20 protein-coding genes are annotated in these 24,643 nt (G+C 64.5%); 11 read left to right on the plus strand and 9 right to left on the minus strand.

Annotation, left to right across the window (positions count from 1 at the left end; translation table 11 throughout):
* Positions 1–90 precede the first annotated feature (90 nt).
* On the plus strand, positions 91–834 hold the full coding sequence (locus MB818_RS11080) for a rhomboid family intramembrane serine protease (protein ID WP_234163419.1): 744 nt from the start codon (positions 91–93) through the stop codon (positions 832–834).
* A 70-nt stretch (positions 835–904) separates the two neighbouring features.
* Here MB818_RS11080 and MB818_RS11085 read toward each other — a convergent pair whose 3' ends face one another.
* Positions 905–1,690 (minus strand): inositol monophosphatase family protein, encoded by a 786-nt coding sequence (locus tag MB818_RS11085; RefSeq protein ID WP_234139671.1) that lies wholly within the window; start codon positions 1,688–1,690, stop codon positions 905–907.
* A gap of 174 nt (positions 1,691–1,864) precedes the next feature.
* Between MB818_RS11085 and MB818_RS11090 the strand changes: the two genes are divergently transcribed.
* Positions 1,865–2,905, plus strand: a complete 1,041-nt coding sequence (locus MB818_RS11090) for an NADP-dependent oxidoreductase (protein ID WP_234139670.1) — start codon at positions 1,865–1,867, stop codon at positions 2,903–2,905.
* 33 nt (positions 2,906–2,938) lie between these two features.
* Here the strand turns inward: MB818_RS11090 and MB818_RS11095 are convergent, their stop codons facing one another.
* Positions 2,939–3,844, minus strand: a complete 906-nt coding sequence (locus MB818_RS11095) for a LysR family transcriptional regulator (RefSeq protein WP_238905106.1) — start codon at positions 3,842–3,844, stop codon at positions 2,939–2,941.
* 106 nt (positions 3,845–3,950) lie between these two features.
* Between MB818_RS11095 and metF the strand changes: the two genes are divergently transcribed.
* On the plus strand, positions 3,951–4,817 hold the full coding sequence (gene metF, locus MB818_RS11100) for a methylenetetrahydrofolate reductase [NAD(P)H] (RefSeq protein ID WP_234139668.1): 867 nt from the start codon (positions 3,951–3,953) through the stop codon (positions 4,815–4,817).
* Between the two features lie 61 nt (positions 4,818–4,878).
* Positions 4,879–5,364 carry a PaaI family thioesterase gene (locus MB818_RS11105; RefSeq protein WP_234139667.1) on the plus strand — a complete coding sequence of 162 codons (486 nt, stop codon included), beginning with the start codon at positions 4,879–4,881 and terminating at the stop codon, positions 5,362–5,364.
* 203 nt (positions 5,365–5,567) lie between these two features.
* Here the strand turns inward: MB818_RS11105 and MB818_RS11110 are convergent, their stop codons facing one another.
* Both MB818_RS11110 and MB818_RS11115 read right to left on the minus strand, forming a co-directional pair.
* Positions 5,568–6,647, minus strand: coding sequence for a T6SS phospholipase effector Tle1-like catalytic domain-containing protein (locus MB818_RS11110; protein ID WP_439653284.1), 1,080 nt, complete (start codon positions 6,645–6,647; stop codon positions 5,568–5,570).
* On the minus strand, positions 6,622–8,913 hold the full coding sequence (locus MB818_RS11115; protein ID WP_238905107.1) for a xanthine dehydrogenase family protein molybdopterin-binding subunit: 2,292 nt from the start codon (positions 8,911–8,913) through the stop codon (positions 6,622–6,624). Before MB818_RS11115 ends, MB818_RS11110 begins: the two co-directional genes overlap by 26 nt.
* 161 nt (positions 8,914–9,074) lie before the next feature.
* On the opposite strand from MB818_RS11115, the gene MB818_RS11120 reads away from it, so the two are divergent.
* Positions 9,075–9,803 carry a dienelactone hydrolase family protein gene (locus MB818_RS11120; protein ID WP_234139665.1) on the plus strand — a complete coding sequence of 243 codons (729 nt, stop codon included), beginning with the start codon at positions 9,075–9,077 and terminating at the stop codon, positions 9,801–9,803.
* Here MB818_RS11120 and MB818_RS11125 read toward each other — a convergent pair.
* Positions 9,776–10,687: a LysR substrate-binding domain-containing protein gene (locus MB818_RS11125; RefSeq protein ID WP_234144721.1), complete on the minus strand. Its 912-nt coding sequence runs from the start codon at positions 10,685–10,687 to the stop codon at positions 9,776–9,778. The two genes, MB818_RS11120 and MB818_RS11125, sit on opposite strands and share 28 nt — an antisense overlap.
* A 104-nt stretch (positions 10,688–10,791) precedes the next feature.
* Here MB818_RS11125 and MB818_RS11130 point away from each other — a divergent pair, with 104 nt between their 5' ends.
* The 3 genes from MB818_RS11130 to MB818_RS11140 all read left to right on the plus strand — a co-directional run bounded on the left by MB818_RS11130 (position 10,792) and on the right by MB818_RS11140 (position 16,781).
* Positions 10,792–11,679, plus strand: a complete 888-nt coding sequence (locus tag MB818_RS11130; protein WP_234216839.1) for a phytanoyl-CoA dioxygenase family protein — start codon at positions 10,792–10,794, stop codon at positions 11,677–11,679.
* Positions 11,680–12,037: 358 nt separating this feature from the next.
* The gene (locus MB818_RS11135; RefSeq protein ID WP_238905154.1) at positions 12,038–15,199 is read left to right on the plus strand and encodes a valine--tRNA ligase; all 3,162 of its coding nucleotides are present in this window, start codon (positions 12,038–12,040) and stop codon (positions 15,197–15,199) included.
* A gap of 184 nt (positions 15,200–15,383) precedes the next feature.
* Complete coding sequence (locus MB818_RS11140) at positions 15,384–16,781, plus strand: alpha/beta fold hydrolase (protein ID WP_234139662.1); 1,398 nt, start codon at positions 15,384–15,386, stop codon at positions 16,779–16,781.
* 170 nt (positions 16,782–16,951) lie between these two features.
* On the opposite strand, the gene MB818_RS11145 is transcribed toward MB818_RS11140, so the two are convergent.
* Together MB818_RS11145 and MB818_RS11150 are read right to left on the minus strand one after the other, a co-directional pair.
* A complete protein-coding gene (locus MB818_RS11145; RefSeq protein ID WP_234216840.1) occupies positions 16,952–17,734 on the minus strand; it encodes a crotonase/enoyl-CoA hydratase family protein in 783 nt (260 codons plus the stop codon).
* 73 nt (positions 17,735–17,807) lie between these two features.
* Positions 17,808–18,878: an SMP-30/gluconolactonase/LRE family protein gene (locus tag MB818_RS11150; protein WP_238905109.1), complete on the minus strand. Its 1,071-nt coding sequence runs from the start codon at positions 18,876–18,878 to the stop codon at positions 17,808–17,810.
* A gap of 92 nt (positions 18,879–18,970) precedes the next feature.
* On the opposite strand from MB818_RS11150, the gene MB818_RS11155 reads away from it, so the two are divergent.
* The gene (locus MB818_RS11155; protein WP_238905111.1) at positions 18,971–20,077 is read left to right on the plus strand and encodes a pyridoxal phosphate-dependent aminotransferase; all 1,107 of its coding nucleotides are present in this window, start codon (positions 18,971–18,973) and stop codon (positions 20,075–20,077) included.
* 50 nt (positions 20,078–20,127) lie between these two features.
* The gene (locus MB818_RS11160; RefSeq protein WP_234139658.1) at positions 20,128–20,307 is read left to right on the plus strand and encodes a hypothetical protein; all 180 of its coding nucleotides are present in this window, start codon (positions 20,128–20,130) and stop codon (positions 20,305–20,307) included.
* Positions 20,308–20,314: 7 nt separating this feature from the next.
* On the opposite strand, the gene MB818_RS11165 is transcribed toward MB818_RS11160, so the two are convergent.
* Positions 20,315–21,523, minus strand: a complete 1,209-nt coding sequence (locus MB818_RS11165) for a pyridoxal-phosphate-dependent aminotransferase family protein (RefSeq protein ID WP_238905113.1) — start codon at positions 21,521–21,523, stop codon at positions 20,315–20,317.
* A gap of 52 nt (positions 21,524–21,575) precedes the next feature.
* Positions 21,576–22,553, minus strand: a complete 978-nt coding sequence (gene speB, locus MB818_RS11170; RefSeq protein ID WP_234216843.1) for an agmatinase — start codon at positions 22,551–22,553, stop codon at positions 21,576–21,578.
* Between the two features lie 157 nt (positions 22,554–22,710).
* On the opposite strand from speB, the gene MB818_RS11175 reads away from it, so the two are divergent.
* Positions 22,711–24,567, plus strand: a complete 1,857-nt coding sequence (locus MB818_RS11175; protein WP_234139655.1) for an ABC transporter ATP-binding protein — start codon at positions 22,711–22,713, stop codon at positions 24,565–24,567.
* Positions 24,568–24,643: the final 76 nt, after the last annotated feature.

The following is a 24,643-nucleotide window of genomic DNA, read 5'->3' on the forward strand; positions in this document are numbered from 1 at the left end:
GCGATCCGCGGCAGTTGGGCCGGGCGCGCCGCTGACGCGGCGCGCCCGGCGCCTCTTGACCTCTGCCTCGTTTGCCCGCAGCGTCGCGGGATGTTCCCGATCCGCGATCACAACCCCTCGGGCCGAACGCCCTATGTCGTCTACCTGCTGCTGGCGGCCAATATCGGGATTTTCCTGACCACTCTGGGCATCATGGAGGATCCCCGGCTGGTCAGCCGCTTTTACTATGACTATGCGATCATCCCGGCCCGCATCTCGGACGGGGACGGGTGGCTGACCCTGGTCACTTCGGTCTTTCTGCATGGCGGCTGGATGCATCTGGGCGGCAACATGCTGTTTCTGTGGATCTTCGGCGACAATCTCGAAGACGAGATGGGGCATCTGGGCTTTGCCTTGTTCTACCTTGCCGCAGGGATTGGGGCCGGGCTGATCCATGTTATGAGCGGCCCTGAGTCTCTGGTTCCAACCATCGGTGCCTCGGGCGCGATTGCCGGGGTGATGGGGGGCTATCTGCTGCTGTTTCCGCGTGCGCGCGTCGATATCCTGCTGATCCTGTTCGTCTATTTCCGCGTTTTCACGATCCCCGCCTTCGTGATGCTGGGGGCCTGGTTGGGGTTCCAGTTCCTGGGCGGGTTCAGTTCCGACCCGGATACCGGTGGCGTCGCCTATTGGGCGCATACGGGCGGTTTCGCAGTGGGGTTGGTGCTGACGCTACCGCTTTGGCTGAAGCGTGGCGGGCGCGGATTCTGGCAGCGTACCGAGGGCCATCCGCCACATCCCGAGCAGAAATACCGCCTGTCGCCCAGCCGGATCCCCAAGATACCGCGCAGGTGAGCGCCACGAACGCAAAAACCCGGCCATTGGCCGGGTTCAAGATTTTTCGACGAAAAATCTAGGTCGCGACCTAGCCGCGGATCACCTTGGCAAACGGGTCGAAGATGTCGCCGTTGGCGCAGATCACCTCGCCGCTGTCGAGGATCGAGTTTTCGGGATCGAGCGCCTCGACCAGGCCGCCCGCTTCCTTGACGATGATGATGCCCGCGGCCATGTCCCAGGCATTCAGGCGCCGTTCCCAGAACCCTTCGTAGCGGCCCGCCGCCACATAAGCCATGTCGAGCGCCGCCGAACCCCAGCGCCGTACGCCGGCGCAGACCGGCATCAGCCGCGCCAGATCCTGAAGCGTCAGCGGCAGGTCGGCGCGCCCGCCAAAGGGCAGGCCGGTGGCAAAGATCGACTCGATCATCCGGTGGCGACCCGACACCCGGATACGCTGATCGTTCATCCAGGCGCCTTCGCCCTTTTCGGCAAAGAACATCTCGTCCTTGGCGGCGTCATAGATGACACCGGCGACAACCTTGCCCTTGTGCTCGAGCGCGATGGAGATCGCCCAATGCGGCAGCCCGTGCAAGAAGTTGGTCGTTCCGTCCAGCGGATCGACGATCCAGCGGCGCGTGGGGTCCTCGCCCTCTTCCGAACCGCCCTCTTCGGCCACCCAGCCATAGGTCGGGCGGGCACTGCGCAGCTCTTCCTTGAGGATCGCCTCGGCTGCGATATCGGCCTTGGACACAAAATCGCCCGCGCCCTTCATCGACACTTGCAGGTTCTCGACCTCGCGGAAATCCTTCACCAGCGACCGGCCTGCCTTGCGGGCGGCCTTGATCATGATGTTGAGGTTCGCACTGCCAATCATCGGGGAGCTCCTGTTCGGTCAAGCCGCGCGTATACTCGCGCGGGCGCGACTTGCCAAGGGGCTCTCTGTGCAAGGCGGTTGCCATACCGGTGCATGGCGCCGCGTCATCGACTCGGCACGGTTTGCAGCCCCCGAGCGGCACTCTAGACTGTTTCCGAGCAAAGGAGCCCTCCCATGACCGACCGCATGTACCGCATCGCCCTCGCCAGCCGCCCGACCGGCGCGCCCGAGGCCGCCAATTTCTCGTATGAAGAAGCGCCCGTTCCCACCCCCGGCCCCGGCGAGGTGCTGGTACGCGTCCATTACATGTCGCTCGACCCCTATATGCGGGGCCGTATGGACGATGCCAAATCCTATGCCGCGCCGGTGCCCATCGGTGGCACGATGGAGGCCGGCGGCGTGGGCGAGGTGATCGCCTCGAACGACCTGGGGTTTGCGCCGGGCGATTTCGCCTTCGGCATGTTCGGCTGGGCGACACACGGCGTGCAGCCCGCGAAGATGCTGCGCAAGATCGACCCCAAGGTGATGCCGATCACCACCGCGCTGGGCGTGCTGGGCATGCCGGGGTTTACCGGCTGGTTCGGGTTGATGGAGCATGGTCGACCCAAGGCCGGTGAAACGCTGGTGGTGGCCGCGGCCACCGGGCCGGTGGGCTCGATGGTGGGTCAGGTCGCGCGCCTGGCCGGGCTGCGCACGGTGGGCGTCGCGGGTGGAGCCGACAAGTGCCGCATCGCCACCGAGACCTTTGGCTTTGACGCCTGCCTGGATCACCGCGCTTTTGAGACGGCGGCGGATCTGCGCCGGGCGCTGGCCGCAGAATGCCCGGACGGGGTCGACATCTATTTCGAGAATGTCGGCGGCAAGGTGCTGGAGGCCGTATTGCCGCTGATGAACAACTTTGGCCGTATCCCGATCTGCGGCATGATCAGCTGGTACAATGCCGGTGGCCTGGGCGCGGGCGCGACGGACCCCGGACTGACCGGTCCGGCAATCTGGCGCTCTATCCTGGTCAAGTTCCTTTCCGTGAACGGCTTCATCATCTCGAACCATTTCGGCCGCTACCCGGCCTTCCTGTCCGAGGTAGCCCCAAAACTGGCCAACGGCGAGATCCGCTATCTCGAGGACGTGGCAGAAGGGCTGGAAAACGCGCCTGCCGCCTTCATGTCCATGCTCAAGGGTGGGAATACCGGCAAACAGATCGTCAAACTGATCTGACCGAGAGCCTGAATGGCGTATCGGCGTTGCGCGCTACTGGCTTTGAAGCTTGCGCGCCTCGCTGCGGGCCAGTCCAACCAGTTCCTGAACGAATGGCTTTTCCAGATCCTCGCTGCGCACCGCCGCGTAGAGCCGCCGGGTGATACCCGTCTCGGTCAGCGGGCGGGTGACATAGTCCGAGCTGTATTTCACCTCGCGCACCACCCAGTCGGGCAAGACGGACACGCCCCGGTTCGACGCAACCAGCAGCAGAATCACCGCCGTCAGCTCCACCTGGCGCACCTGCGCCGGTTCCACCTTGGCCGGGATCAAAAGCTGGCTGAACACATCCAGCCGCGACCGTTCCACCGGATAGGTGATCAAAGTCTCTCCCCGGAAATCCTCGGCCTCGATCCACGGCTTTTCCGCCAGCGGATGGGTCGAGGCGGCGACAAATACCGCATTGTAATCGAAGAGTTCCACGAACTCGACGCCGGGAATGTCCTCGGGGTCCGAGGACACGACCAGATCGACCTCTTCCTTTTGCAGCGCGGGCAGCGCATCAAAGGCCAGACCGGGCCGGATATCCACATCCACGTCCGGCCAGCTCTTGCGAAACGCCTCCAGCACCGGGAACAGCCATTCGAAACAGGCGTGACATTCGATGGCGATATGCATCCGCCCCGATCGCCCGTCGCGCAAGGACGAGAACTCGGCCTGCATCGCCTCGACCTGCGGCAGGATCTGCTCGGCCAGCCGCAGCAGGCGCATCCCCGCCGCCGACAGTTTCATCGGCTTCGACCGCCGCACGAACAGCTCGACCCCGGCCTGATCCTCCAGCCCCTTGATCTGATGGCTCAACGCCGATTGGGTGATGTTCAGCTGATCGGCGGCACGGGCCAGCCCACCGCATTCATGGATCGCCTTGATGGTCCGCAAATGCCGGAATTCGATATGCATCCTATAGTATCGCTCATGTTGTTCTTGAGTATTATGAAGTTGTCTCACAATGCTGCAGGTGCGACAAGAGGCTAAACATCGCCCTTTGCGCAGGATGACCGCCCAAATGACCGCCCCCCAGATTTCCTTCGAATTCTTCCCGCCGAAAAACCTCGAAGCCTCGTTCCGGCTCTGGGATACGGTGCAGGTGCTGGCGCCACTGGCCCCCCGCTTCGTCTCGGTGACCTATGGCGCCGGCGGCACCACCCGCGAGCTGACCCGCGACGCGGTGGCCACGCTGCACAAATCCTCTGGCCTCAACGTGGCGGCCCACCTGACCTGCGTGCAGGCCAGCCGCGAGGAAACGCTGGCCATTGCCGACAGTTTTGCCCGGGCCGGTGTCACCGACATCGTCGCCCTGCGCGGCGACCCGCCGCAGGGCGCGGGCCGCTTCACCCCGCATCCCGGCGGTTTTGCCAATTCGGTGGAGTTGATCCAAGCCCTGGCCGAAACCGGCAAATTCGCCATCAGGGTCGGCGCCTACCCGGACATCCACCCCGAAGCCGCCAGCGCCCAGGCCGACATTGACTGGTTGAAGGCCAAGCTGGACGCAGGGGCGGATGAGGCGCTGACCCAGTTCTTCTTTGAGGCGGACACCTTCTTCCGCTTCCGCGACGCCTGCGCCAAGGCCGGCATCGACAAGCAGATCACCCCCGGCATCCTGCCGATCGAGAACTGGAAAGGCGCGCGCAACTTCGCCCGCCGCTGCGGCACCCATATCCCTGCATGGGTCGAGGACGCCTTTGACAAGGCCACCCGCGACGGGCGCGAGGATCTGCTGGCCACCGCCATCTGCACCGAGCTCTGCTCGGAGCTGATCGAGGGCGGCGTCGACAAGCTGCATTTCTACACGCTGAACCGCCCCGAACTGACCCGCGATGTCTGCCACGCGCTTGGCGTCACGCCCAAGGTGGCGCTCCAGAACGTCGCGTAACGGTTGAGCATCCCGCGGCCCCTGCTAGCGTTCCTCCAACCCTGACCCGGAGGAACGCCCCATGACTTTCGCCAACGGACCCGAAGACCTGCTGGGACCGGCCGACATGGCCAATATCTCCGGGCTCGACTTCATGCAGGGCATCCTCGACGGCCGCCTGCCCGCCCCGCCCATCGCGCGCACCATGGGCTATCACCTGCACGCGGTCGCCGAAGGCCGCGTCGCCTTTCGCGGCACGCCGACCTTCGATGTCTGCAACCCGCTTGGCGCCGTGCATGGCGGCTGGTACGGCACCCTTCTCGACAGCGCCATGGCCTGCGCGGTGCAGACGATGGTGCCCCAGGGCGCGGCCTATACGACGCTGGAATACAAGATCAACATCATCCGCTCGATCCCGACCGGAACCGAGGTCGAATGCGTAGGCATCGCCGATCACGTCGGCCGCTCCACCGGCGTCGCCCATGGCGAGATCAGGGGCGTCGAGGACGACCGCCTCTATGCCACCGGCTCGACCACCTGCATCGTCCTGAATATCCCACGCGGTTGAATTCGAGTATTTGTGATCAGAAAGAAGCGGCACCCCCGCCTCTTCATTTCGCCGAAAATACTCCCGCCGGAGACATCCCACCTCTCAACCCGTTGCCGACCGGCACGCATTGCGCGGCCTCACAACGATCACCCGCCCGAGGCGGCGGCACGCCGCCGAGATATCGTCTTGCGCCGCAGGCGCGCAATCCGGCAGCGGCCCGCTCAGCCGTAGCTGCGTGAGCGCAGGTAGGGGGCCGGCAGACCGGTGGGCAGCGCGTCGCCGGTCACGCTTTCATGCAACCGCTCGCTGGGGTCACGGCCGACGGTGCGGGCCGAGCGCAGCAAAAAGATCTTGCCCCAGCCGTTCCAGGTGCCCACCGAAGGCGCGTTGGGATCGGTGGGAAAGCGCGCGCGCCAGCCCTCGGGCAACGGCAGGCCAAGGTTCTCTGCCCGCTCCAGCATCCAGACCAGCGAGAGATTGGCCAGCGGCCGGGCGCGCTCATCCCCTCCCAACTGCCCGCCCACATCGCCATGCGTGCCACGGAACCAGACCTGCTCCACATGGCCACGGAACTCGGGCTTGCAGTCCCACAGGATCGGCTCGAACACGTCGCGTGTCTCGTTCAGCGCCAGCGCGTGATAGCCATGGCGCACGCTGCGGCCCAGATGGTGGCTGTGAAAGGCGTGCCGCTGTTCCGACAGGCGCCACAGCAGTGGCAGCCGCAAGCCCAGCGCCTTCACCGTGTCCCAGACCCCGACCATTTCGATCATCACGTCCCGGTGACAGTAGAGGTCGCGAAACACCTGTGCATGCGGTCCCTGGACGTCGCATTCATAATGGCGATAGGCCTGCCGGATATTGCGGACGGTGGCATGTTCGGCCTTCAACAGTCCCACCATGTCGATCACCCCGGCCAGGCTGCGCACCGCATAGGCGCCGCGTGAATATCCCAGCAGAAAGATCCGGTCGCCCGGTCGATAGCGCGAGGCGAGATAGCCATAGGCCCGCCGGATCTGGCGGTTCAGCCCCCGGCCCATCATCACGTCGGGCGTCGTGCGCCAACTGGTCCACTGCACCCCGGCCTCGTAAAACACCGAAACCTGCGCCCCCATCTCGGACATCAGCCGATAGGTCTGTCCCGCGTGGGTCTCGCGCCCCGGCTCCAGCGTCGACATGGTCCCGTCGAGGATGATCACATGGGTCTGCGGTCCCCGCTGGCGCACCTCGCCAGAATGGGCGGCGCTGAGCGGCCGCCCCAGCCATCCCAGTAGCTTTCTACTCAGCCGCGACAGGTTCAGCATTCAGTAATTCCCAAAGCCTGAGAGGGGTAAAGGGCATATCCGCCTGCCTCACCCCCCGATCCCAGATCGCATCCTGCACCGCGTTCGCAATCGCGGCCAATGCGCCGACCGTACCGGCCTCGCCACAGCCTTTCATCCCCATCGGGTTGGCTGTCGACGGCACCGGCACCGAGGTAAACCCGATGATGGGAACCTCGCTTGCGCGTGGCAAGGCATAGTCCATGAACGATGCCGTGAGCAGCTGCCCCTCGTCGTCATGAACCACGTGTTCGCAGAGCGCCTGGCCGATCCCCTGCGCCACCCCGCCATGAACCTGTCCCTCGGCAAGCAAGGGATTGATCAGGTTTCCAAAATCGTCCCAGACCCGGTAACGGTCCACATGGGCGTGACCGGTTTCTGGGTCGATCACGATCTCGGCAAGATGCGCGCCGTTGGGATAGGACCGGCCCGGCAGCTTGGCCCGCGCGGCATGGCGCAGAAGGTCATTGCGCCCATCGGCCCGCGCCATGGCAGCGGCCTCCAGCAGCGAGGGCGTCAGGTTCGAGCCGGGCGCCCGAAAGGTTTCATCGTCAAATATCACCGCGCTCTCCTCAACCCCCATCTTGCCCGCGAGAAAGGGCGTGAATGCGGCAACCATGCGTTCAACTGTGGCCAAAGTCGCATTGCTTTGCACCGTGACCGAACGCGAGCCGCCCGTGCCGCCGCCCTGTGCAATGCGGTCACTGTCACCCTGCACCACCCGGATCCGGTCCATCGGCAGGCCGGTCTGGTCGGCCAGAAACCGGGCATAGACGGTTTCATGCCCCTGTCCGTTCGATTGCGTGCCGACCATCAGGTCCACGGTGTCATCCTCGTTGAAAGCGATCTCCGCGCCTTCGGAAGGATCGCCCAGAATGCTTTCGATATAGTAACACACTCCGATCCCGCGCAGCAGGCCGCGCACAGCATCGTTATCCCGGCGCACGCTGAAGTCCTGCGCTTCGGCCTCAGCGAGCCGCAGCAGGCGGTCGAAATCGCCCACGTCATAGGTCTCGCCCGTCGCGGTCTTGTAGGGGAACGCCTCAGGCCGGATGAAGTTGCGGCGACGGATCTCCCAGGGGGTGACCCCCAACTCGCGCGCGGCCCGATCCATGACCCGCTCCAACACATAGATCGCCTCGGGCCGGCCAGCCCCGCGATAGGCATCGACCTGGGTCGTGTTGGTATAGTACCCCTCGACCTGCAACCAGGCGGTCTGGATGTCATAGACCCCGGTCAACACGCGCGAGAACAGCTGTGTCTGGATAGCCTGCCCGAAATGGCTGTTATAGGCGCCCAGATTGCAGCGGGTGCGCACCCGGTAGGCGGTGATGCGCAGATCGGCGTCAAAGGCCAGTTCCGCCAGCGAGGTCAGGTCGCGACCATGATTGTCACTCAGCATCGCCTCGGTCCGGTCCGACATCCAGCGCACCGGTCGGTTCAGCACCCGTGCCGCATGGGCGACGGTGAAATATTCGGGGTATGGCATCGCCTTCATGCCGAACCCGCCCCCCACATCCGGGGTAGTCACCCGCAGATCCTCGGATGCGATGCCCAGCTTCTCGACCAGTTGCGCCTTCATCCCCCAGACACCTTGGCCGCCATAGGCGAAATGCAGTCGCCCCTCGACCATCTCGGCGTAACAGCCGCGCGGCTCCATCGAGTTGGTGATGACCCGGTTGTCGTCGACCTGCAACCCGACCACATGTGCGGCGCTGGCAAAGGCCGCCTCGGTTGCGGCCTCATCGCCCAGCCCCCAATCAAAGGCGCGATTCTCGGGAGCCTCCGCGTGGATCGCCGGGCCGCCCGGGCCCACGTCGGTTATCACCGGAAGGTCGCGGATATCCATGCCCATCGCTTCGATCGCGTCGCGGGCCTGATCGGCGGTTTCGGCCACCACCATCGCCACCGCCTCGCCCACGAAACGTACGTGGTCGCGCGCCAGCATCGGCCGTTCCGGCGCCGCACCCTGACTACCATCGCGATTGGCCATGGTGGTGCCGCTCAGCCCCACCTTGACCCCTGCCGCTTCGAGATCGGCCAGTGTCAGCACCAGATGCACGCCCGGCATCTCGCGCGACGCGCCCAGGTCCAGGTCGAGGATTTCACCATGTGCCACCGGCGAGCGAAAGAACATCGCCACCAGCGCATCACCCGGAACCAGGTCGTCGACATACCGGCCCTGGCCGGTCAGAAAGCGTTGGTCCTCGATCCGCGTAACCGGCTGGCTTTTGCCGAATTTTTCCATTGCTTTCCCCTTCGCCCGCATTCTGCTTCACCCGAGACTAGCCTGTGCCCACGGCTTGTCCAGTCGCCCGGCGATACCGCAGAGTGCGCCTCTGAGCCATACAGCAGTGGTACCACGCTCAAGCGCGTGGATTTGTGCACGCAAAAGGCCTATAAGCGTGCATGTGCAGCTGGAACCCGGATGAGTGTTTCACCTTCGCCGCCCCGTTGGACAGCGGGCGCGAGGCCCGACACAGCGTGCATGTCAAAGGCTCCGGTCCGCCCATCCTGCTGTTGCAGGAACTGCCCGGTATCGGCCCCGAGACATTGGCGCTGGCCGACCGCCTGATCGCGGCGGGGTTCACCGTCTACCTGCCACATTTCTTCGGAACCTTCGGCAAGACCACGCTTGTAACCAACGCCGCCCGCCTGTTCTGTGTCCGTCGCGAGTTCAACATGTTTCTCAGGGGCCGACAAAGCCCGGTTGCCACGTGGATGCGCGCCCTTGCCCGCCATATCCGCGACCGGCAGGGCGTGCCGGGCATCGGCGTGATCGGCATGTGCCTGACCGGCAGTTTCGCCCTGGCCCTGATGGCCGATGACGCCGTTCTGGGTGCCGTGGCCAGCCAGCCGGCCCTGCCCGTTTTCGGGGGCGACGCGCTGCCTATGAGCGAGGCCGACATTTCCGGTGCCCGCGCGGGCATGTCCGCCAAGGGGCCCGCCCTGGGCATGCGTTACCGCGACGACAAGATGGCCCCCGCAAGGCTGATGCGGAACCTAGAAACTGCGTTTGGCGACGGGTTGGACACGGTCGAGTACCCGGGCACCCAACATTCCCTTTTGACGCTGCATTTTCACCAACCGGCCTATGCGCGGGTCGAAACCTATTTCCGCGAGCGGCTGGGCGCCTGATCAGGTCCTCCTCCCAGATGATCCAGGAGCCAAGAGCGGAACTGCCGCGCAGGCCTGCGCAACCGCGCGCGATCCTCGCAGACCAGATGATAGCGTTCCAGCCCCGGCGTCTCGATCCCGGGCAGGCAGCGCACCAGCCCATGCCGCGCCATGAGCGTGTCGCTGGCAGGTGCCCGCGCCAGCGCCAGCCCGACCCCTTCGGCCGCCAGCGCCGCCGCCATCACCGTGTTGTCGACAAACAGGAACTGCCCCGCCGCCGGTGACAGGCGCAGCGCCTCGAAGAGGCGCAACCAGCCCGCCCGATGCGCTGAAACGTCGATCAGCCGATGCCGCAACAGGTCCTCCGGGCGGGTAATCCCAGCCGCCAGATCGAGATGCGCCACGGGATACAGCCGCTCGCCCATCAGATCGTCCGCCTGCCCGCCAAACAGTGCCGGATTGCCGAACACGATCTGCATATCCGCCACCGAACCCTGGAAATCGGCCACGTCATTGCCGGTGCTCAAGCGCAGATCGACACCGGGATATGCCGCCATGAACCCGCCCAGCGCCGGGGCCAGCACGCCCTGGGCAAAGAGCAGGATCGAGCGGACATAAACGATCTGCTCACCGCCGCCCCCGAACAGGCCCGCCGTCGTGGTCTCGAGCATCAACAGCGACTGCTGCACACCGGGCAGATAGGCCCGCCCCCTCTCGGTCAGAACCACCGAATGCGCCCGCCGCTCGAACAGCGCCACGCCCAGATGCCCCTCCAATGCCTTGATCTGCTGGCTGACGGCGGCCGCCGACATGTTCAGCTGCGCCCCCGCCCGGGCAAAGCTCTGCGTCCGCGCCGCCGCCTCGAAGACACGCAACCAGTTGAGCGAGGGGATCCGCGATACCATGACCACAAGGCTAAGCTGAACTTACCCTGACCGGCAAGACTTACCGTTCTGAACCGCACCGCACCACCGCTACCCTGCCGGAAACGCGACCAAAGGAAACCCCGATGCCCAACCCCATTCCCACCGCGAACGGCCGACTCTCTGCCGAGCAGACCGCGCAATACTGGCAGAACGGCTTCCTGCACCCGTTGCAGGTGATGCCCGAGGATGAGGCCGCCGCCCTGCGCGCCGAACTGGAACAGATCGAGCGCGACTGGCTCTCCGCCGACCTGCCGCTACCGCTCAACATGTACAAGCGCGTGAATGCCCATGTTGTGATGCCGCTCGCCGCCCGCATCGCCCGCGACCCGCGCATCCTCGACCTGGTCCAGGGCGTGCTTGGCCCCGACCTCCTGGTCTGGTCGGCCGAGTTCTTCATCAAGGAACCCCGCACCACCCATGTGGTCGGCATGCACCAGGACCTGACCTATTGGGGCATGGGCGAAACCCCCGACCAGGTGACCGCCTGGCTGGCGCTGTCGCCCGCGACGGTGGAAAGCGGCTGCATGGACTTCGTGGCAGGCAGCCACAAGAACCCGATCCTGCCGCATACCGACACCTATTCCGAAAACAACCTTTTGTCGCGAGGACAGGAGATCACTGTCGACGTGGCCGAGGCCGACAAGACCCATATCGAACTCGCGCCGGGCCAGATGTCGCTGCACCACGGGCTGACCATCCACGGCTCCGGCCCCAACCGCTCGGACGACCGCCGCATCGGCATGGCGATCCGCTATCTCAACCCCAATGCGCGCCAATTGGTGGCCGAACGCGACTATGCCATGCCCGCGCGCGGCACAGACAGTTCGGGCAATTTCATCCCCGTCGACGCGCCCGCGCGCCTCTTCGCCCCCGAGGCGCTGGCGCTCTACGAGCGCATCCGCGCCGACCAGGCCAAGGCCCTGGCCCAGGGCGCCAGCAGCGCGGTGCCGCTCTACCAGACAGCCGGATAACCCCCTTACGGCGCGCCCAGCCCCACGGGGGCGCCATTTGAGTATTTGTGACCAGAAAGAAGCGGCAAACGAAGCGCCCCGATCCGGCGGCCGTCCGTCCGCAAGGGGATAATCCTGCCGCGGGAAAGGGGCGGCTTCTTCCTGGTGCGGTTATCGGCTCTCCAGCCTGTACCGCCCCGCCAGCCTGCGGCGATTCTGGTTAACAAAGGCTTGCCGCTTCTTTCTGGTCAAAAATACTCATTTCCGCCCCCTCCACCCGCGATCCGGCCCTAAGCAACAAGAAATCGCCGCCTGCCGCCTTTTCCTTCGCCTCGCCTTTGGGTAATTGATCCCTCGATTGACCGAAGGGATCCCCACGATGGCGATGGAAAAGACATTCGACGCGGCCGAGGCCGAGGCCCGCATCACCAAGGCCTGGGAAGAGGCCGGCGCCTTCAAGGCGGGCGCCAACCGTTCGCGTGACGAAAGCTTCACCATCATGATCCCGCCGCCCAACGTGACGGGCGCGCTGCATGTGGGCCATGCCTTCAACAACACGCTCCAGGACATCCTGATCCGCTGGCACCGGATGCGCGGCTTCGACACGCTCTGGCAGCCCGGTCAGGACCATGCGGGCATCGCCACCCAGATGCAGGTGGAAAAGATGCTGGCCGCGACGGGGCAGCCCTCGCGCCGCGAACTGGGCCGCGAGGTATTCCTCAAGAAGGTCTGGGAGTGGAAGGGCCAGTACGGCGGCACCATTGTCGATCAGCTCAAACGCCTCGGCGCCTCCTGCGACTGGTCGCGCAATGCCTTCACCATGGCGGGCGCGGCCGGCGACCCGCGCACCGGCCATGAAAATTCGCCGAATTTTCATGATGCGGTGATCAAGGTCTTTGTCGACATGTACAACAAGGGCCTGATCTATCGCGGCAAGCGGCTGGTCAACTGGGACCCGCATTTCGAGACCGCGATCTCGGACCTCGAGGTCGAGAATATCGAGGTCGCGGGTCATATGTGGCACTTCAAATACCCGCTCGCGGACGGCGCCACCTATACCTATGTCGAGAAGGACGAAGACGGCAACATCGTGCTCGAGGAAGAGCGCGACTATATCTCCATCGCCACCACCCGGCCCGAGACCATGCTGGGCGATGGCGCCGTGGCCGTGCACCCATCGGACGAGCGCTATGCCCCCATCGTGGGCAAACTCTGCGAAATCCCCGTGGGCCCCAAAGAGCATCGCCGCCAGATCCCGATCATCACCGATGAGTACCCGGACAAGGATTTCGGCTCGGGCGCGGTCAAGATCACCGGCGCGCATGATTTCAACGACTATGCGGTGGCCAAGCGCGGCGGCATCCCGCTTTACCGCCTGATGGACACGCGCGGCCAGATGCGGGCCGATGGTGCGCCCTATGCCGAAGAGGCAGGCAAGGCGCAGGACTATGCGCGCGGCAAGGACTTCACCGAGAACGAGATCGACGTGATCAACCTGGTTCCCGACCACCTGCGCGGCCTCGACCGGTTCGAAGCGCGGGCGAAAGTGGTCGAAGAGATCACCACCGAGGGTCTCGCCGTGATGACCGTGGCCTCGGACCCGCGCCTGGGCACCGCCGCGCTGAAACCCGGCGCCGAGGGGGCGGATGCCATCGTGCCGCTGGTCGAGGCCAAGCCCATCATGCAGCCCTTTGGCGACCGCTCCAAGGTGGTGATCGAGCCGATGCTGACCGACCAGTGGTTCGTCGACGCCGAAAAGGTCGTGGGCCCGGCGCTGGACGCGGTGCGCGACGGCACGGTCAAGATCATCCCTGAATCGGGCGAGAAAACCTATTACCACTGGCTGGAAAACATCGAACCCTGGTGCATCTCGCGCCAGCTGTGGTGGGGGCATCAGATTCCGGTCTGGTATGGCTTCGACCTGTCCCGCGAAAGCTTCGCCGATGATGAGAATGATGGAGCGCTCGACCTGGTCGAGATGGGCCGCCTGCTGTCGGAACAGAAACTGCTGCTGGGCGACGAGCATCATTTCTGCGCGCCCGATTTCGAGGCAGTCATCCGGCAGGTGGCCGATGCCGAGGCGCCGCTGCCCACGCCGCTTAACCATGCCCGCGTGATCGAGGTCGAAGACCGTGCCGCTGCCGTGCATGCGCTGGCGGCTGGACTGGCCGAATACGAGATGTCGCAGGACCCGACCAAATTGGTCTATCCGGTCTGGCGCGACCCCGACGTGCTCGACACCTGGTTCTCCTCCGGCCTCTGGCCCATCGGCACGCTGGGCTGGCCCGAGGACACCGACGAGATGCGCCGGTACTTCCCGACCTCGGTCCTGATCACCGGCTTCGACATCCTGTTCTTCTGGGTCGCCCGGATGATGATGATGCAGCTTGCGGTCGTGAACGAGGTGCCGTTCCACACCGTCTATCTGCACCAGCTCGTCCGCGACGAGAAGGGCAAGAAGATGTCCAAGACCACCGGCAACGTCATCGACCCGCTGGAGATCGTCGACGAATTCGGCGCCGACGCGCTGCGGTTCACCAACGCATCCATGGCGGCGATTGGCGGGGTCCTGAAACTGTCGAAAGAGCGGATCACAGGCTATCGCAACTTCACCACCAAGCTGTGGAACGCCATCCGCTTTGCCGAGATGAACGAGGTCTTTACCGACGCCGTGCCGCAGCTGAGCGCCGCCGAGCTGGCGCCCAGGGCCGCCGTCAACCGCTGGATCATCGGCGAAACCGCCCGCGTGCGCGAAGAGGTGGACGCGGCGCTGGACAGCTACCGCTTCAACGACGCGGCCAACGCGCTTTATGCCTTTGTCTGGGGCAAGGTCTGTGACTGGTACGTCGAACTCTCCAAACCCCTGTTGCAGGGCGAAGATACCGAGGCCCAGGCCGAGACCCGCGCCACCATGCGCTGGGTGATGGACCAGTGCCTGGTGCTGCTGCACCCGATCATGCCCTTCATCACCGAGGAGCTTTGGGGGCTGACCGCCGAACGGGCAAAGATGCTGGTGCATGCCGACTGGCCCACCTACAAGGCCGCGGATCTGGTCGATGACGCCGCTGACCGCGAGATGAACTGGGTGATCTCGGTGATCGAGAACACGCGTTCCGCCCGCGCCCAGATGCGCGTGCCTGCCGGCCTCTATGTGCCCATGATCGTGACGGAAATCGACGATCACGGTCAGGCCGCCTGGGACCGGAACGAAGCGCTGATCAAACGTCTGGCCCGCATCGACAGCCTGACCAAGGCGGATGTGATGCCCAAGGGCTGCATCTCGATCGCGGCCCCTGGCGCGGCCTTTGGCCTGCCGCTGGCCGAGATCATCGACATCAGCGCTGAGAAGGAGCGTCTGGAAAAGGCCAAGGGCAAGCTCGCCAAGGAGTTGGGCGGCCTGCGCGGGCGTCTGAACAATCCCAAATTCGTGGAGTCCGCGCCAGACGAAGTGGTTGAAGAGGCCCGCGAGAACCTCGCCGCCCGCGAAGAGGAAGAGGCCCGCATCGACGAGGCGCTGGCCCGTTTGGCCGAGCTTGGCTAACCCCTTCACTTTGCTGAAAATACTCATGACACCGCCCCCCATCGGCATCGCATCCGATGGGGGTAGCCCCTGACGCCCTCTAAAGCTGACCCGCAGCGCCTTTTTCAAATAACAGCGCGCAAAGTCACCGTTTCCATGTATCCTCGCAGAGACGGGTGAAGGAATTGCGACGGGGGACCCGGTCATGGAACGCCGGCTTTGCGCCATTTTGGCCGCCGATATGGCAGGCTACACGCGTCTGATGGAGCGCAACGAAAGCGATGTTCTGGGGCGTCAGAAACTCTATCGCCGCGAGTTGATCGACCCCGCCATCGCGCAGGCGGGTGGCCAGATCGTCAAGACGACCGGCGATGGCATGCTGACGCGCTTTGACACCGCGCAGGCCGCCGTGCGCTGTGCGCTGGAAATCCAGCAGGCCATGCAGCAGCGTGAGGCCGACACCCCGCGCAAGGAGCGCATCCAGTACCGCATCGGAATCAATATCGGCGATATCCTTCTGGAAGACGGGGACATCTTCGGTGACGGGGTGAATGTTGCGGCCCGGCTGGAGGCGATTTCGGAGCCTGGCGGAATCTGTATCTCGGACATCGTCCACCAGATTACGCAGGATCGGGTAACGGAGCCTTTCACCGATCTGGGCCTGCAAAAGGTCAAGAACATCACACGCCCGATCCGTGTCTGGCAATGGGTGCCGGACCGTAGCCGGGACAACAGCCCCGATACCGCCCGTTCACAGGCCCAGCACGTGTCGTTCTGCATTGCGGGGGACGGCACACAACTGGCATGGGCGCGGATCGGCAAAGGGCCGAGTGTCCTGAAGGCACCCAACTGGCTCAACCATCTCGACTATGAATGGCGCAGCCCCGTCTGGGGGCCGTTCCTGGAGCAGATGTCGCACAGATGCGATCTTGTCCGCTTCGACCAACGCGGCAACGGGCTTTCCGATCGAGACCCGGCCGAGATTTCCGAGGACGCGATGATCTCGGACATCGGCAGCATCGTCGAGGCGGCTGGCCTGAACCGGTTCGTGCTCTTCGGTATCTCGCAGGGCTGCGCATTCTCTGTGCGCTATGCCGCTGAAAATCCGGAAAAAATTTCTGGCCTGGTGCTGGTCGCGGGCTATCTCCGAGGCGCGCTCATGCGCAATTCACCCGAACAGTCGGCCCTGTCCGAGGCGACAAACGTTCTCATCCGCGAAGGCTGGGGATCACCCAACCCGGCCTATCGGCACCTGTTCACCGAAAGCATGATGCCGGATTCCACCGAGGCGCAGAAATCCAGTTTTGACGAGTTGCAGCGGGTCTCATGCTCGCCGGATGTGGCGGCCCGGATCAATACCATGAATGCCTCGGTCGAGGTTTCAGACTATGCATCCCGAATCCAGGCTCCAACACTGGTTCTGCACTCCGAAGGCGACCGGCGCGTGCCTGTGGCCGAGGGGCGCAGGATGGCGGCGCTGATCCCCGGCGCGCGCTTTGTTACCCTGCCGGGAAACAACCATGCCCTCATTGATGGCTCACCCGCACTGGATTTGTTCCTTTCGGAATTCTCGGCCTTTCTGGCAGAGATTGTCGAAAGTTGAGAGGGAAGATTGGCGGATGCCCTCGTCTCACCGCACATGGTGAGACCCCGCTTGGGAGTGCAGCAGGCAGAAATGGAAAGCACGCCGATGCGCAGGTCAATTCCTGAAAGGAATTGGCACAAATCCTCGACGAGGATTTGTCTTCAGACTTTCGCGAAAGTCTGAACCCGCTACTTGAAGACTGGTGCGCGCCCTTGCATCTGAGCCGCGATCACTTCCATCTGATCCGGCTTGCCGATCAGCTGCGCCTGTTCGTGCGATTCCGCAAGCAAGACATCGGTTCGCTGTTCCGATTCAGCAAGCTCGATCAGACGCTTGGCGGACCGTATCGCTGACGGGCTCTTGCCCGCGATCTCTTGCGCCAGCGCGGTGGCCTCGGACAGCGGATCATCGGCCAGTTCTGTCACCAGCCCCCACTCGGCCGCTTTGGCGGCCCCGATGGGCCGCGCGGTATAGGTGAGCAGACGCAGCACATCCGAGCGCACCAGTTGCGGCAACAGAACCATGCCGCCCATATCCGGGATCAGGCCCCATTTCATTTCCAGCACGGACAGTTTCGTATCCGGTGCGGCAATGCGGATGTCCGCCCCCAGCGCGATCTGTAACCCGCCGCCATAGACCGCCCCATGCAGCGCCGCGATCACCGGCACCGGCACCCGGCGCCAGACCATCGCGACCTCCTGGAACGCATTGGTGTCGCCGTGGCTGCGCGGCATCAGCATCTCGACCGGGTCTTGTCCGGCAAAGGCCGCGAAATTCGCCACATCAAGCCCCGCGCAGAAGCTTTTACCTTCGCCCGACAGCACCACCGCCCGTGCGTCCGAGGCCGCAACCTCTTGCCCTGCCGCGATGATCGCCTGAAACATCGCCTGATCCAGCGCATTCATCTTGTCGCCGCGGGTCAGGGTGACAAATGCGATATGGTCCTTGTATTCGACAGATACGCGCGCCATCGGGGCCTCCATTCCTGTTTGGAGCCAGACTGCCCGCTCTTGTGTCCAAGCGCCAGCGGGACGTGGGGGCAGATCAGGGCAGGTCGGCGGCCTTCATGCGCGCATAACCGGGGCTGTCCAGCGTCATGACATAGAACATCTCGCCCACCTGCTTGCCTCCTGTGGTGATGCCCAACCGGCCATCGGGGTCCTGCACCGTACGCAGGATGCGCCCCTGCCCGTCGAACTGGATCAGCATGCCGCGATGGATCGGCGCGGGTCGTACCTTGGGCCCCAATCGCCAGACCACCTTGCGCAGGAGGGGGTAAGGCATCAGCGCCTCGGCAGGCACGCGCGGGCTGGCAAAGGCCAGCCAATAGGTGCCGTCGCCCTGCGCCTCGAGATTGTCGGGATAGCCCGGCAGGTTTTCCAGGAACACCTCGGTCTGGCCCGCCTTCTCGCCCTTGAGCCACAGCCGGTGTACACGCGCCCGCCCGGTCTCGTTGATCAGCAGGAAATCCTCGTCGGGCGAAAGGGCGACGCCGTTGGTATAGACGAAACCGGTCGCGATCTTCTCGACCCTGCCATCGGGCGTGCGCCGGGCGACATAGCCGGTATCGGACTGTTCCCAGACGGTCATGACCGAGGTGGGCTTGGTGCCGCCCAGGGTCCTGGGATCGAACCGGTCGGTGGAGTTCGAGAAATAGAGGGTTCCGTCGCGACCCAGATCCAGCTGGTTGGCATAGATCACCGGTGCACCGTCGATCCGGTCCACCACGGTCTCGACCTTGCCGGGTGCTGTCCAGCGCAGGACGCCCCGGAAACTGTCCGCGATGTAAAGCGCGCCGTCCGGTCCCGCCTTGAGGCCCAGCGGCCGCCCGCCCAGGCGGTCGACCAGCTCCGGCACCGCGCCGTCGATGCGATAGAGATTGCCCGCAAGCGACGTCGTATAGACCGTGCCGTCCGGCATCACTGCCAGATCCTCGGGGCCGATTTGACCGTCGGGGAGGGTCACGAATTCGGCCTTGTCCAGAACCCGGTTCTCGGCGAAATCACCGGTAAATCCGGGGTTTTCCGGCGGGTGATAGGCCACGGGCGCCACCGGAATGGGCCAGAACAACAGATAGCCAAGGCCAGCGAGCAACAGGATCAGAACGTAACGCATGGGCACCTCTTTGCACTTGGGCGCACCATGCGAGGCGGGACCAGCAAAGGCAAGTCTTGCCCGGCGCCACGGCTTGCGCTTATGTGGCGCGCATGACCGGACCACGCTATACCCCGCTTGCCCAATCGCTGCCCGCCACGGTGCCCTTTGTCGGCCCCGAAACGCAGGAGCGTCAGCGCGGCGCGCCCTTTGCCGCCCGGCTGGGCGCGAACGAGAATATCTTTGGCCCCTCGCCCCGCGCCATCGAGGCGATGCAGCGGGCAGCGTCTGAGATCTGGATGTATGGCGACCCGGAAAACCACGACCTGCGCGCGGCGCTTGCGGCGCATCACGGGGTTCAGCCCGACAATATCGTGGTGGGCGAAGGGATCGACGGCCTTTTGGGCTACCTGGTGCGCCTGATGGTGGGTCCGGGCGATCCGGTGGTCACGTCCGAGGGCGCCTATCCCACCTTCAACTATCACGTGGCGGGCTTTGGCGGAGTACTGCACAAGGTGCCCTATGCCGGCGATCACGAGGATCCGCAGGCGCTTTTTGCCAAGGCAGCCGAGGTGGGGGCCAAGCTGGTCTATCTCGCCAATCCCGACAATCCGATGGGCAGTTGGCTGAAGGGCGCCGATATCGTGGCCGCGATGCAGGCGCTGCCCGAGGATACGCTGTTGGTGCTGGACGAGGCCTATGTGGAATGCGCCCCCGACGGCACCGCCGTTCAGGTCGATGCCGACGATCCGCGCCTGATCCGCATGCGCACCTTCTCCAAGGCCTATGGCATGGCGGGCGCGCGGGTGGGCTATGCGCTGGGGGCGCCAGAGCTGATCGCGGCCTTCAACAAGGTGCGCAACCATTTCGGCATGAACCGCGCGGCCCAGGCCGGGGCGCTGGCGGCGCTGGTCGATGGTGAATGGCTTGCGCATGTACAGACAGAGATCGCGACAGCCCGCACGCGCCTTGGTGAAATCGCGCGCGAAAACGGACTGATACCGCTGCCGTCGGCCACCAATTTCGTGACCATCGACTGCGGCAAAGATGGCATCTTTGCAAAATGCGTTCTGGATAACCTGGTCGCATCTGGCATCTTTGTACGGATGCCCTTTGCCGAGCCACACAATCGCTGCATCCGCGTCAGTTGCGGACCAAGGGCCGATCTGGACGCGTTTGCCACCGCCCTGCCCGCCGCCTTGGCGGCGGCACGCCGCTGATCGCAACGGATTTACCTGACATTCAGGCAATTTGCCCTAAACTGCGGATCATGGATGAACGCGGCATCGGGCGTGCGCCCGACTACACAATCCCTGCCCTGGTCATGCTCGGGGTGAACCTGACCTGGATCCTGATACTGGTCTGGGCGCTCTGGGGCTTTGGCGCCGCATTGCTGCTGGCGGCGCTCGTTCACCATGGCATCACACGGCTGGCCGTACGGATGCGCTGAACCGCGCTTAGCCCCCGGCAAGGACCTGAGCCGCCGCCTCCAGCGCTCCGGCGCCGCGCGGAACGTCCAACGCCTGCAATCCGGCCTCGATCCCGCCCAGAAGTCCCATGACCATCTGCCCGTTCAAATGCCCCATATGGCCAAGGCGAAAGAACTTGCCATAACCCGGTTCACCCGGCGCGGCCATGCCCAGCCCGATGCCCAGCGTCAGGCCCAGATTAGCCTCGGTCCATTCCCGCAGCGCCGCGCCCTTGCCGCTGTCCAGTCTCAAGGCAGTCACCGCATGACTGCGATAAGCCGGGTCGGCAACATTCATCACCAGATCGCCGCCCTCAGCCCAAACCGTGCAGGCAGCCCAGACCGCCCGCGCCAGCACCGCATGACGGGCCCAGACCTGTTCGATCCCCTCGGCGTGGATCATGTCGAGCGCCGTGCGCAACCCATACAGGTGATGGGTCGGCGCAGTACCACCGAAATGCTGGTAGAATTCGGCTGGGTTGGCGCGCGGCACCCAGTCCCAGTAGCGCGATACACGCGGCATGGATGCCCGTTTCTCGGCCGCCCTTTCGCTAAAGAAAACAAAACCAAGCCCCGGCGGCACCATCAGACCCTTCTGGCTGGCGGTCACGGTCACATCAACGCCCCAGCCATCCATTTCGAACACGTCGCAACCCAGCGACGCGATGCAATCGGCCATCAGAAGCGCCGGATGCCCCACCTCGTCCAGAACCGCCCGCAGCCCGGCGATGTCATTGCGGATCGAACTCGAGGTATCCACGTGCACCGCCAGCACCGCCTTGATCCGGTGCGCGGTATCGGCCTTCAGCGCCTCGGCGATCCGGCCCAGATCCCAAGGCGCGGATTTGCCAAAGTCGATGATCTGGCATTCGGCGCCCAGCCCCTCGGCCATCTCGGCCCAGCCATGAGAGAACCGTCCCGAAGCAGGAACCAGCACCACCTCGCCCGGCGCGATCACGTTTGACAGGGCCGCCTCCCAGGCGCCGTGGCCGTTGCAGATGTATATGGCCGTGTGGTGTTCGGTTCGCACCACCCGGCGCAGATCGGCCATCAGCCCCGGCATCATCTCGACCAGCTCGCCGGCATAGATATTGGGCGCGGCGCGATGCATGGCGCGCAGCACAGCATCGGGCATCACCGAGGGCCCCGGTATCGCCAGATACTCGCGCCCCTGCGCAAGAGAGATATTGCCGGTCATGTCCATGCCTCTTGTCTGCGTTGGGCACACCCTAGCCAGCGGTTGCTTGGCGTCAATCCACCCGGCGCGATGCGGCCAGCGCCGGGGCGATTATGCAGAGCATCTCGAACAGGATCGACGCCGCCAGGAAGGCGGTTCCGCCGCTGCCATCAAAGGGCGGCGACACCTCGACCAGATCGGCACCCGCGATGTTCACACCCGCGAGTTCCCGAACAACCTGCAAGGCCTGAAAGGCGTTTGGCCCGCCAACCTCTGGCGTGCCGGTCCCAGGGGCATAGGCCGGGTCGACGAAATCGATATCATAACTGACATAGGTCGGACCGGTGCCGGCGATCTGCCGCGCCTCGGCCATCACATCCTTGAGACCGCGATCGAAAAGCTCCTCGATGGTGACGATTCGTATGCCTTGCTCGGCGGCAAACGCGCGATCCTCCGAATCGTAGGCGGTGCCGCGAATGCCGATCTGGATCATCCGGGCCGGGTCCAGCAGCCCCTCTTCGACAGCGCGGCGGAACGGTGTTCCATGGGTGTACATCGAGCCGCCGAAATAGGAATGAAAGAGGTCAGTGTGGCTGTCGAAATGGATCAGCCCCAGAGGCGCGTCAGCCGCCAGTGCCCGCAAGACCGGCAGGGTGCACAGGTGGTCGCCACCGACACAGACAGGCAGGATACCCGCCTTGTGCACGCGCGTCACCGCCTTGGTAATCCGGTCCATAGCATCCGACAGGTCAGCCGGGTTGGGCGGCACGTCGCCCAGATCAGCACAGTTGACCGTTTCGAACGGACGCACACCGCTGACCCCGTGTTGCGCGCGGATCATGGTGGACATGTCACGCACCTGCCGTGGTCCGTGGCGCGGGCCGGGGCGGTTGGTGGTTCCGGCATCCCAGGGCAGGCCGATCAGGCCAATATCGACCTGTGGCAGGCGCGGATCGTCCAGACCGATCATCGGCAAACGCATGAAACTGGCGATACCTGCGAACCTTGGCAAATCGAATCCCGAAACCGGTTGAAACCCTGTCTCTGCCATCCTTAGTCCTTTCCCGGATCAACCTCTTTGACCAACACCCTGCCCGGATGCGCCGCCGGGTCAAGCGGCGCAATGCTTGCGCCACGGCGGTCTCCTGCTTAAATGGGCCGACCATGACACGCGATCTGTCCCCCCTCCCCCGACCAAAGGCCCAACCATGAGCGCAAAACCGATGTCGTCGCGCGAGCTGGTGGGCTGGCTCTGGCAGAACTATCTGAAAAGCCGGATGGGCCTTCTGGGCCTCGCCTTTCTGTTCATGCTGCTCGAAGGCTCGATGGTCGGCGCCATCAGCTACATGATGCAGCCGATGTTCGACGAGATTTTCGTCAACGGAAATGCAGATGCGCTGGTCTGGGTCAGCCTCGCCTTTCTGGTGATCTTTTCGGTACGAGGCATGGCCAGCGTCGGGCAGAAGGTGCTGCTGGCGCGTATTTCCCAGGAAACTGCCGCACATCTGCGGTTCGACCTGCTCAAACGGCTGATCAAACAGGATACCGCTTTTCACCAGACCCATCCGCCCGGTTTCCTGATCCAGCGGGTGCAGGTGGATGTGGGTTCGGTCAACCAGGTCTGGCAGGTGATCATCACCGGCGCAGGCAAGGATCTGGTCTCGCTGGTGGTTCTGATCGGGGTGGCGGTCAATGTCGATCTGATCTGGACGCTGGTGATGCTGGTGGGCGTCCCGCTGGCCTTCCTGCCCATCGCCATGGCACAGCGTTATGTGCGCAAGAAAGCTGCGCTGGCCCGTGATCAGGGCGCGACGCTGGCTACCCGGCTGGACGAGATTTTCCACGGCATCGTACCGATCAAGCTGAACGCGCTGGAGCGCTATCAGCTCGACCGGTTCGATGGCCACATGAAGACCTATGTCCGCTCCGAGGTGCGCGCGTCTTTCGGCACCGCCTCGATCACCGGGTTGGTGGATGTAATGGCCGGTCTCGGCTTCATGGGCGTGCTGCTTTACGGCGGGGCCGAGATCATCGCCGGCGAAAAGAGCGTCGGCCAGTTCATGAGCTTCTTCACCGCCATCGGGCTCAGCTTTGACCCGATGCGGCGGCTGGCCTCGATCTCGGGCACCTGGCAGGCGGCGGCAGCCGCGTTGGAGCGGATCAAGGACCTGCTCGACACGCCGATCCTGCTGTTGTCGCCGCCGAAACCGGTGGCCGCACCCTCGGGATTGCCCGCGATCCAGCTTCAGGATGTGTCGCTCTCCTATGGTGATGCGCAGGTGCTGCGCAACCTGTCACTCAGCGCCGAAGCGGGCAAGACCACCGCATTGGTGGGCGCCTCGGGGGCAGGCAAATCGACCATCTTCAACCTGCTCACCCGGCTGGTCGATCCGCAATCCGGCAGGGTCACCGTGGGCGATGTGGCGGTTGGCGACATGTCGCTGGAAAAACTGCGCGGCCTCTTTTCGGTTGTCACGCAAGAGGCGCTCTTGTTCGACGAAACCCTGCGCGAGAACATCCTGCTGGGACGCACCGATGTCAGCGAGGCGCGGCTGCAAGAGGTGCTGGATGCCGCCCATGTCTCGGACTTCCTGCCCAAGCTGGAACACGGGCTCGACACGCTGGTGGGGCCACGCGGCTCTGCCTTGTCGGGCGGGCAACGGCAACGGGTGGTGATCGCCCGCGCCCTGCTGCGCGATACACCGATCCTGCTGCTGGACGAGGCGACCTCGGCGCTCGATGCGCAATCGGAAAAAGTGGTGCAGGCGGCGCTGGATCAGCTCTCGGGCGGACGCACCACGCTCGTTATCGCGCACCGTCTCTCCACCATTCGCAACGCCGACAAGATCGTGGTGATGGAGCGTGGCGAAGTTGTGGACGAGGGCAGTCACGAAGACCTGCTGGCGCGCGGCGGCATCTATGCCGATCTCTATCGTCTGCAATTCGAGGGCGGCAAGGAGTTGGTGGACCCGATCGGCGCCGCCGCCCAGCAACGGCCCAGCACCGACGAGACGCAGCGCAGCTCCGGCTGGTACCGTCGCCTCATGTCCCGCATTCTGGGCTGATTGCGCGCTTCGCATTTCTTCTGTTCGAAAATACCTCGGGGGAGTCGCGCCCGCGCGACGGGGGCAGAGCCCCCGA

The sequence above is a fragment of the Ruegeria alba genome (assembly GCF_022321465.1).
GTDB lineage: Bacteria > Pseudomonadota > Alphaproteobacteria > Rhodobacterales > Rhodobacteraceae > Ruegeria_B > Ruegeria_B alba.

Excerpts from the sequence above, each read along its gene's own strand:
- MB818_RS11120 (WP_234139665.1), top strand. The coding sequence starts at position 9,075 with ATGTGCAGCTGGAACCCGGATGAGTGTTTCACCTTCGCCGCCCCGTTG.
- MB818_RS11130 (WP_234216839.1), top strand. The coding sequence starts at position 10,792 with ATGCCCAACCCCATTCCCACCGCGAACGGCCGACTCTCTGCCGAGCAG.
- MB818_RS11105 (WP_234139667.1), top strand. The coding sequence starts at position 4,879 with ATGACTTTCGCCAACGGACCCGAAGACCTGCTGGGACCGGCCGACATG.
- MB818_RS11085 (WP_234139671.1), bottom strand. The coding sequence starts at position 1,690 with ATGATTGGCAGTGCGAACCTCAACATCATGATCAAGGCCGCCCGCAAG.
- MB818_RS11125 (WP_234144721.1), bottom strand. The coding sequence starts at position 10,687 with ATGGTATCGCGGATCCCCTCGCTCAACTGGTTGCGTGTCTTCGAGGCG.
- metF (WP_234139668.1), top strand. The coding sequence starts at position 3,951 with ATGACCGCCCCCCAGATTTCCTTCGAATTCTTCCCGCCGAAAAACCTC.
- speB (WP_234216843.1), bottom strand. The coding sequence starts at position 22,553 with ATGGCAGAGACAGGGTTTCAACCGGTTTCGGGATTCGATTTGCCAAGG.
- MB818_RS11145 (WP_234216840.1), bottom strand. The coding sequence starts at position 17,734 with ATGGCGCGCGTATCTGTCGAATACAAGGACCATATCGCATTTGTCACC.
- MB818_RS11135 (WP_238905154.1), top strand. The coding sequence starts at position 12,038 with ATGGCGATGGAAAAGACATTCGACGCGGCCGAGGCCGAGGCCCGCATC.
- MB818_RS11175 (WP_234139655.1), top strand. The coding sequence starts at position 22,711 with ATGAGCGCAAAACCGATGTCGTCGCGCGAGCTGGTGGGCTGGCTCTGG.
- MB818_RS11150 (WP_238905109.1), bottom strand. The coding sequence starts at position 18,878 with ATGCGTTACGTTCTGATCCTGTTGCTCGCTGGCCTTGGCTATCTGTTG.
- MB818_RS11090 (WP_234139670.1), top strand. The coding sequence starts at position 1,865 with ATGACCGACCGCATGTACCGCATCGCCCTCGCCAGCCGCCCGACCGGC.
- MB818_RS11080 (WP_234163419.1), top strand. The coding sequence starts at position 91 with ATGTTCCCGATCCGCGATCACAACCCCTCGGGCCGAACGCCCTATGTC.
- MB818_RS11115 (WP_238905107.1), bottom strand. The coding sequence starts at position 8,913 with ATGGAAAAATTCGGCAAAAGCCAGCCGGTTACGCGGATCGAGGACCAA.
- MB818_RS11095 (WP_238905106.1), bottom strand. The coding sequence starts at position 3,844 with ATGCATATCGAATTCCGGCATTTGCGGACCATCAAGGCGATCCATGAA.
- MB818_RS11165 (WP_238905113.1), bottom strand. The coding sequence starts at position 21,523 with ATGACCGGCAATATCTCTCTTGCGCAGGGGCGCGAGTATCTGGCGATA.
- MB818_RS11155 (WP_238905111.1), top strand. The coding sequence starts at position 18,971 with ATGACCGGACCACGCTATACCCCGCTTGCCCAATCGCTGCCCGCCACG.
- MB818_RS11140 (WP_234139662.1), top strand. The coding sequence starts at position 15,384 with ATGGAACGCCGGCTTTGCGCCATTTTGGCCGCCGATATGGCAGGCTAC.
- MB818_RS11110 (WP_439653284.1), bottom strand. The coding sequence starts at position 6,647 with ATGCTGAACCTGTCGCGGCTGAGTAGAAAGCTACTGGGATGGCTGGGG.
- MB818_RS11160 (WP_234139658.1), top strand. The coding sequence starts at position 20,128 with ATGGATGAACGCGGCATCGGGCGTGCGCCCGACTACACAATCCCTGCC.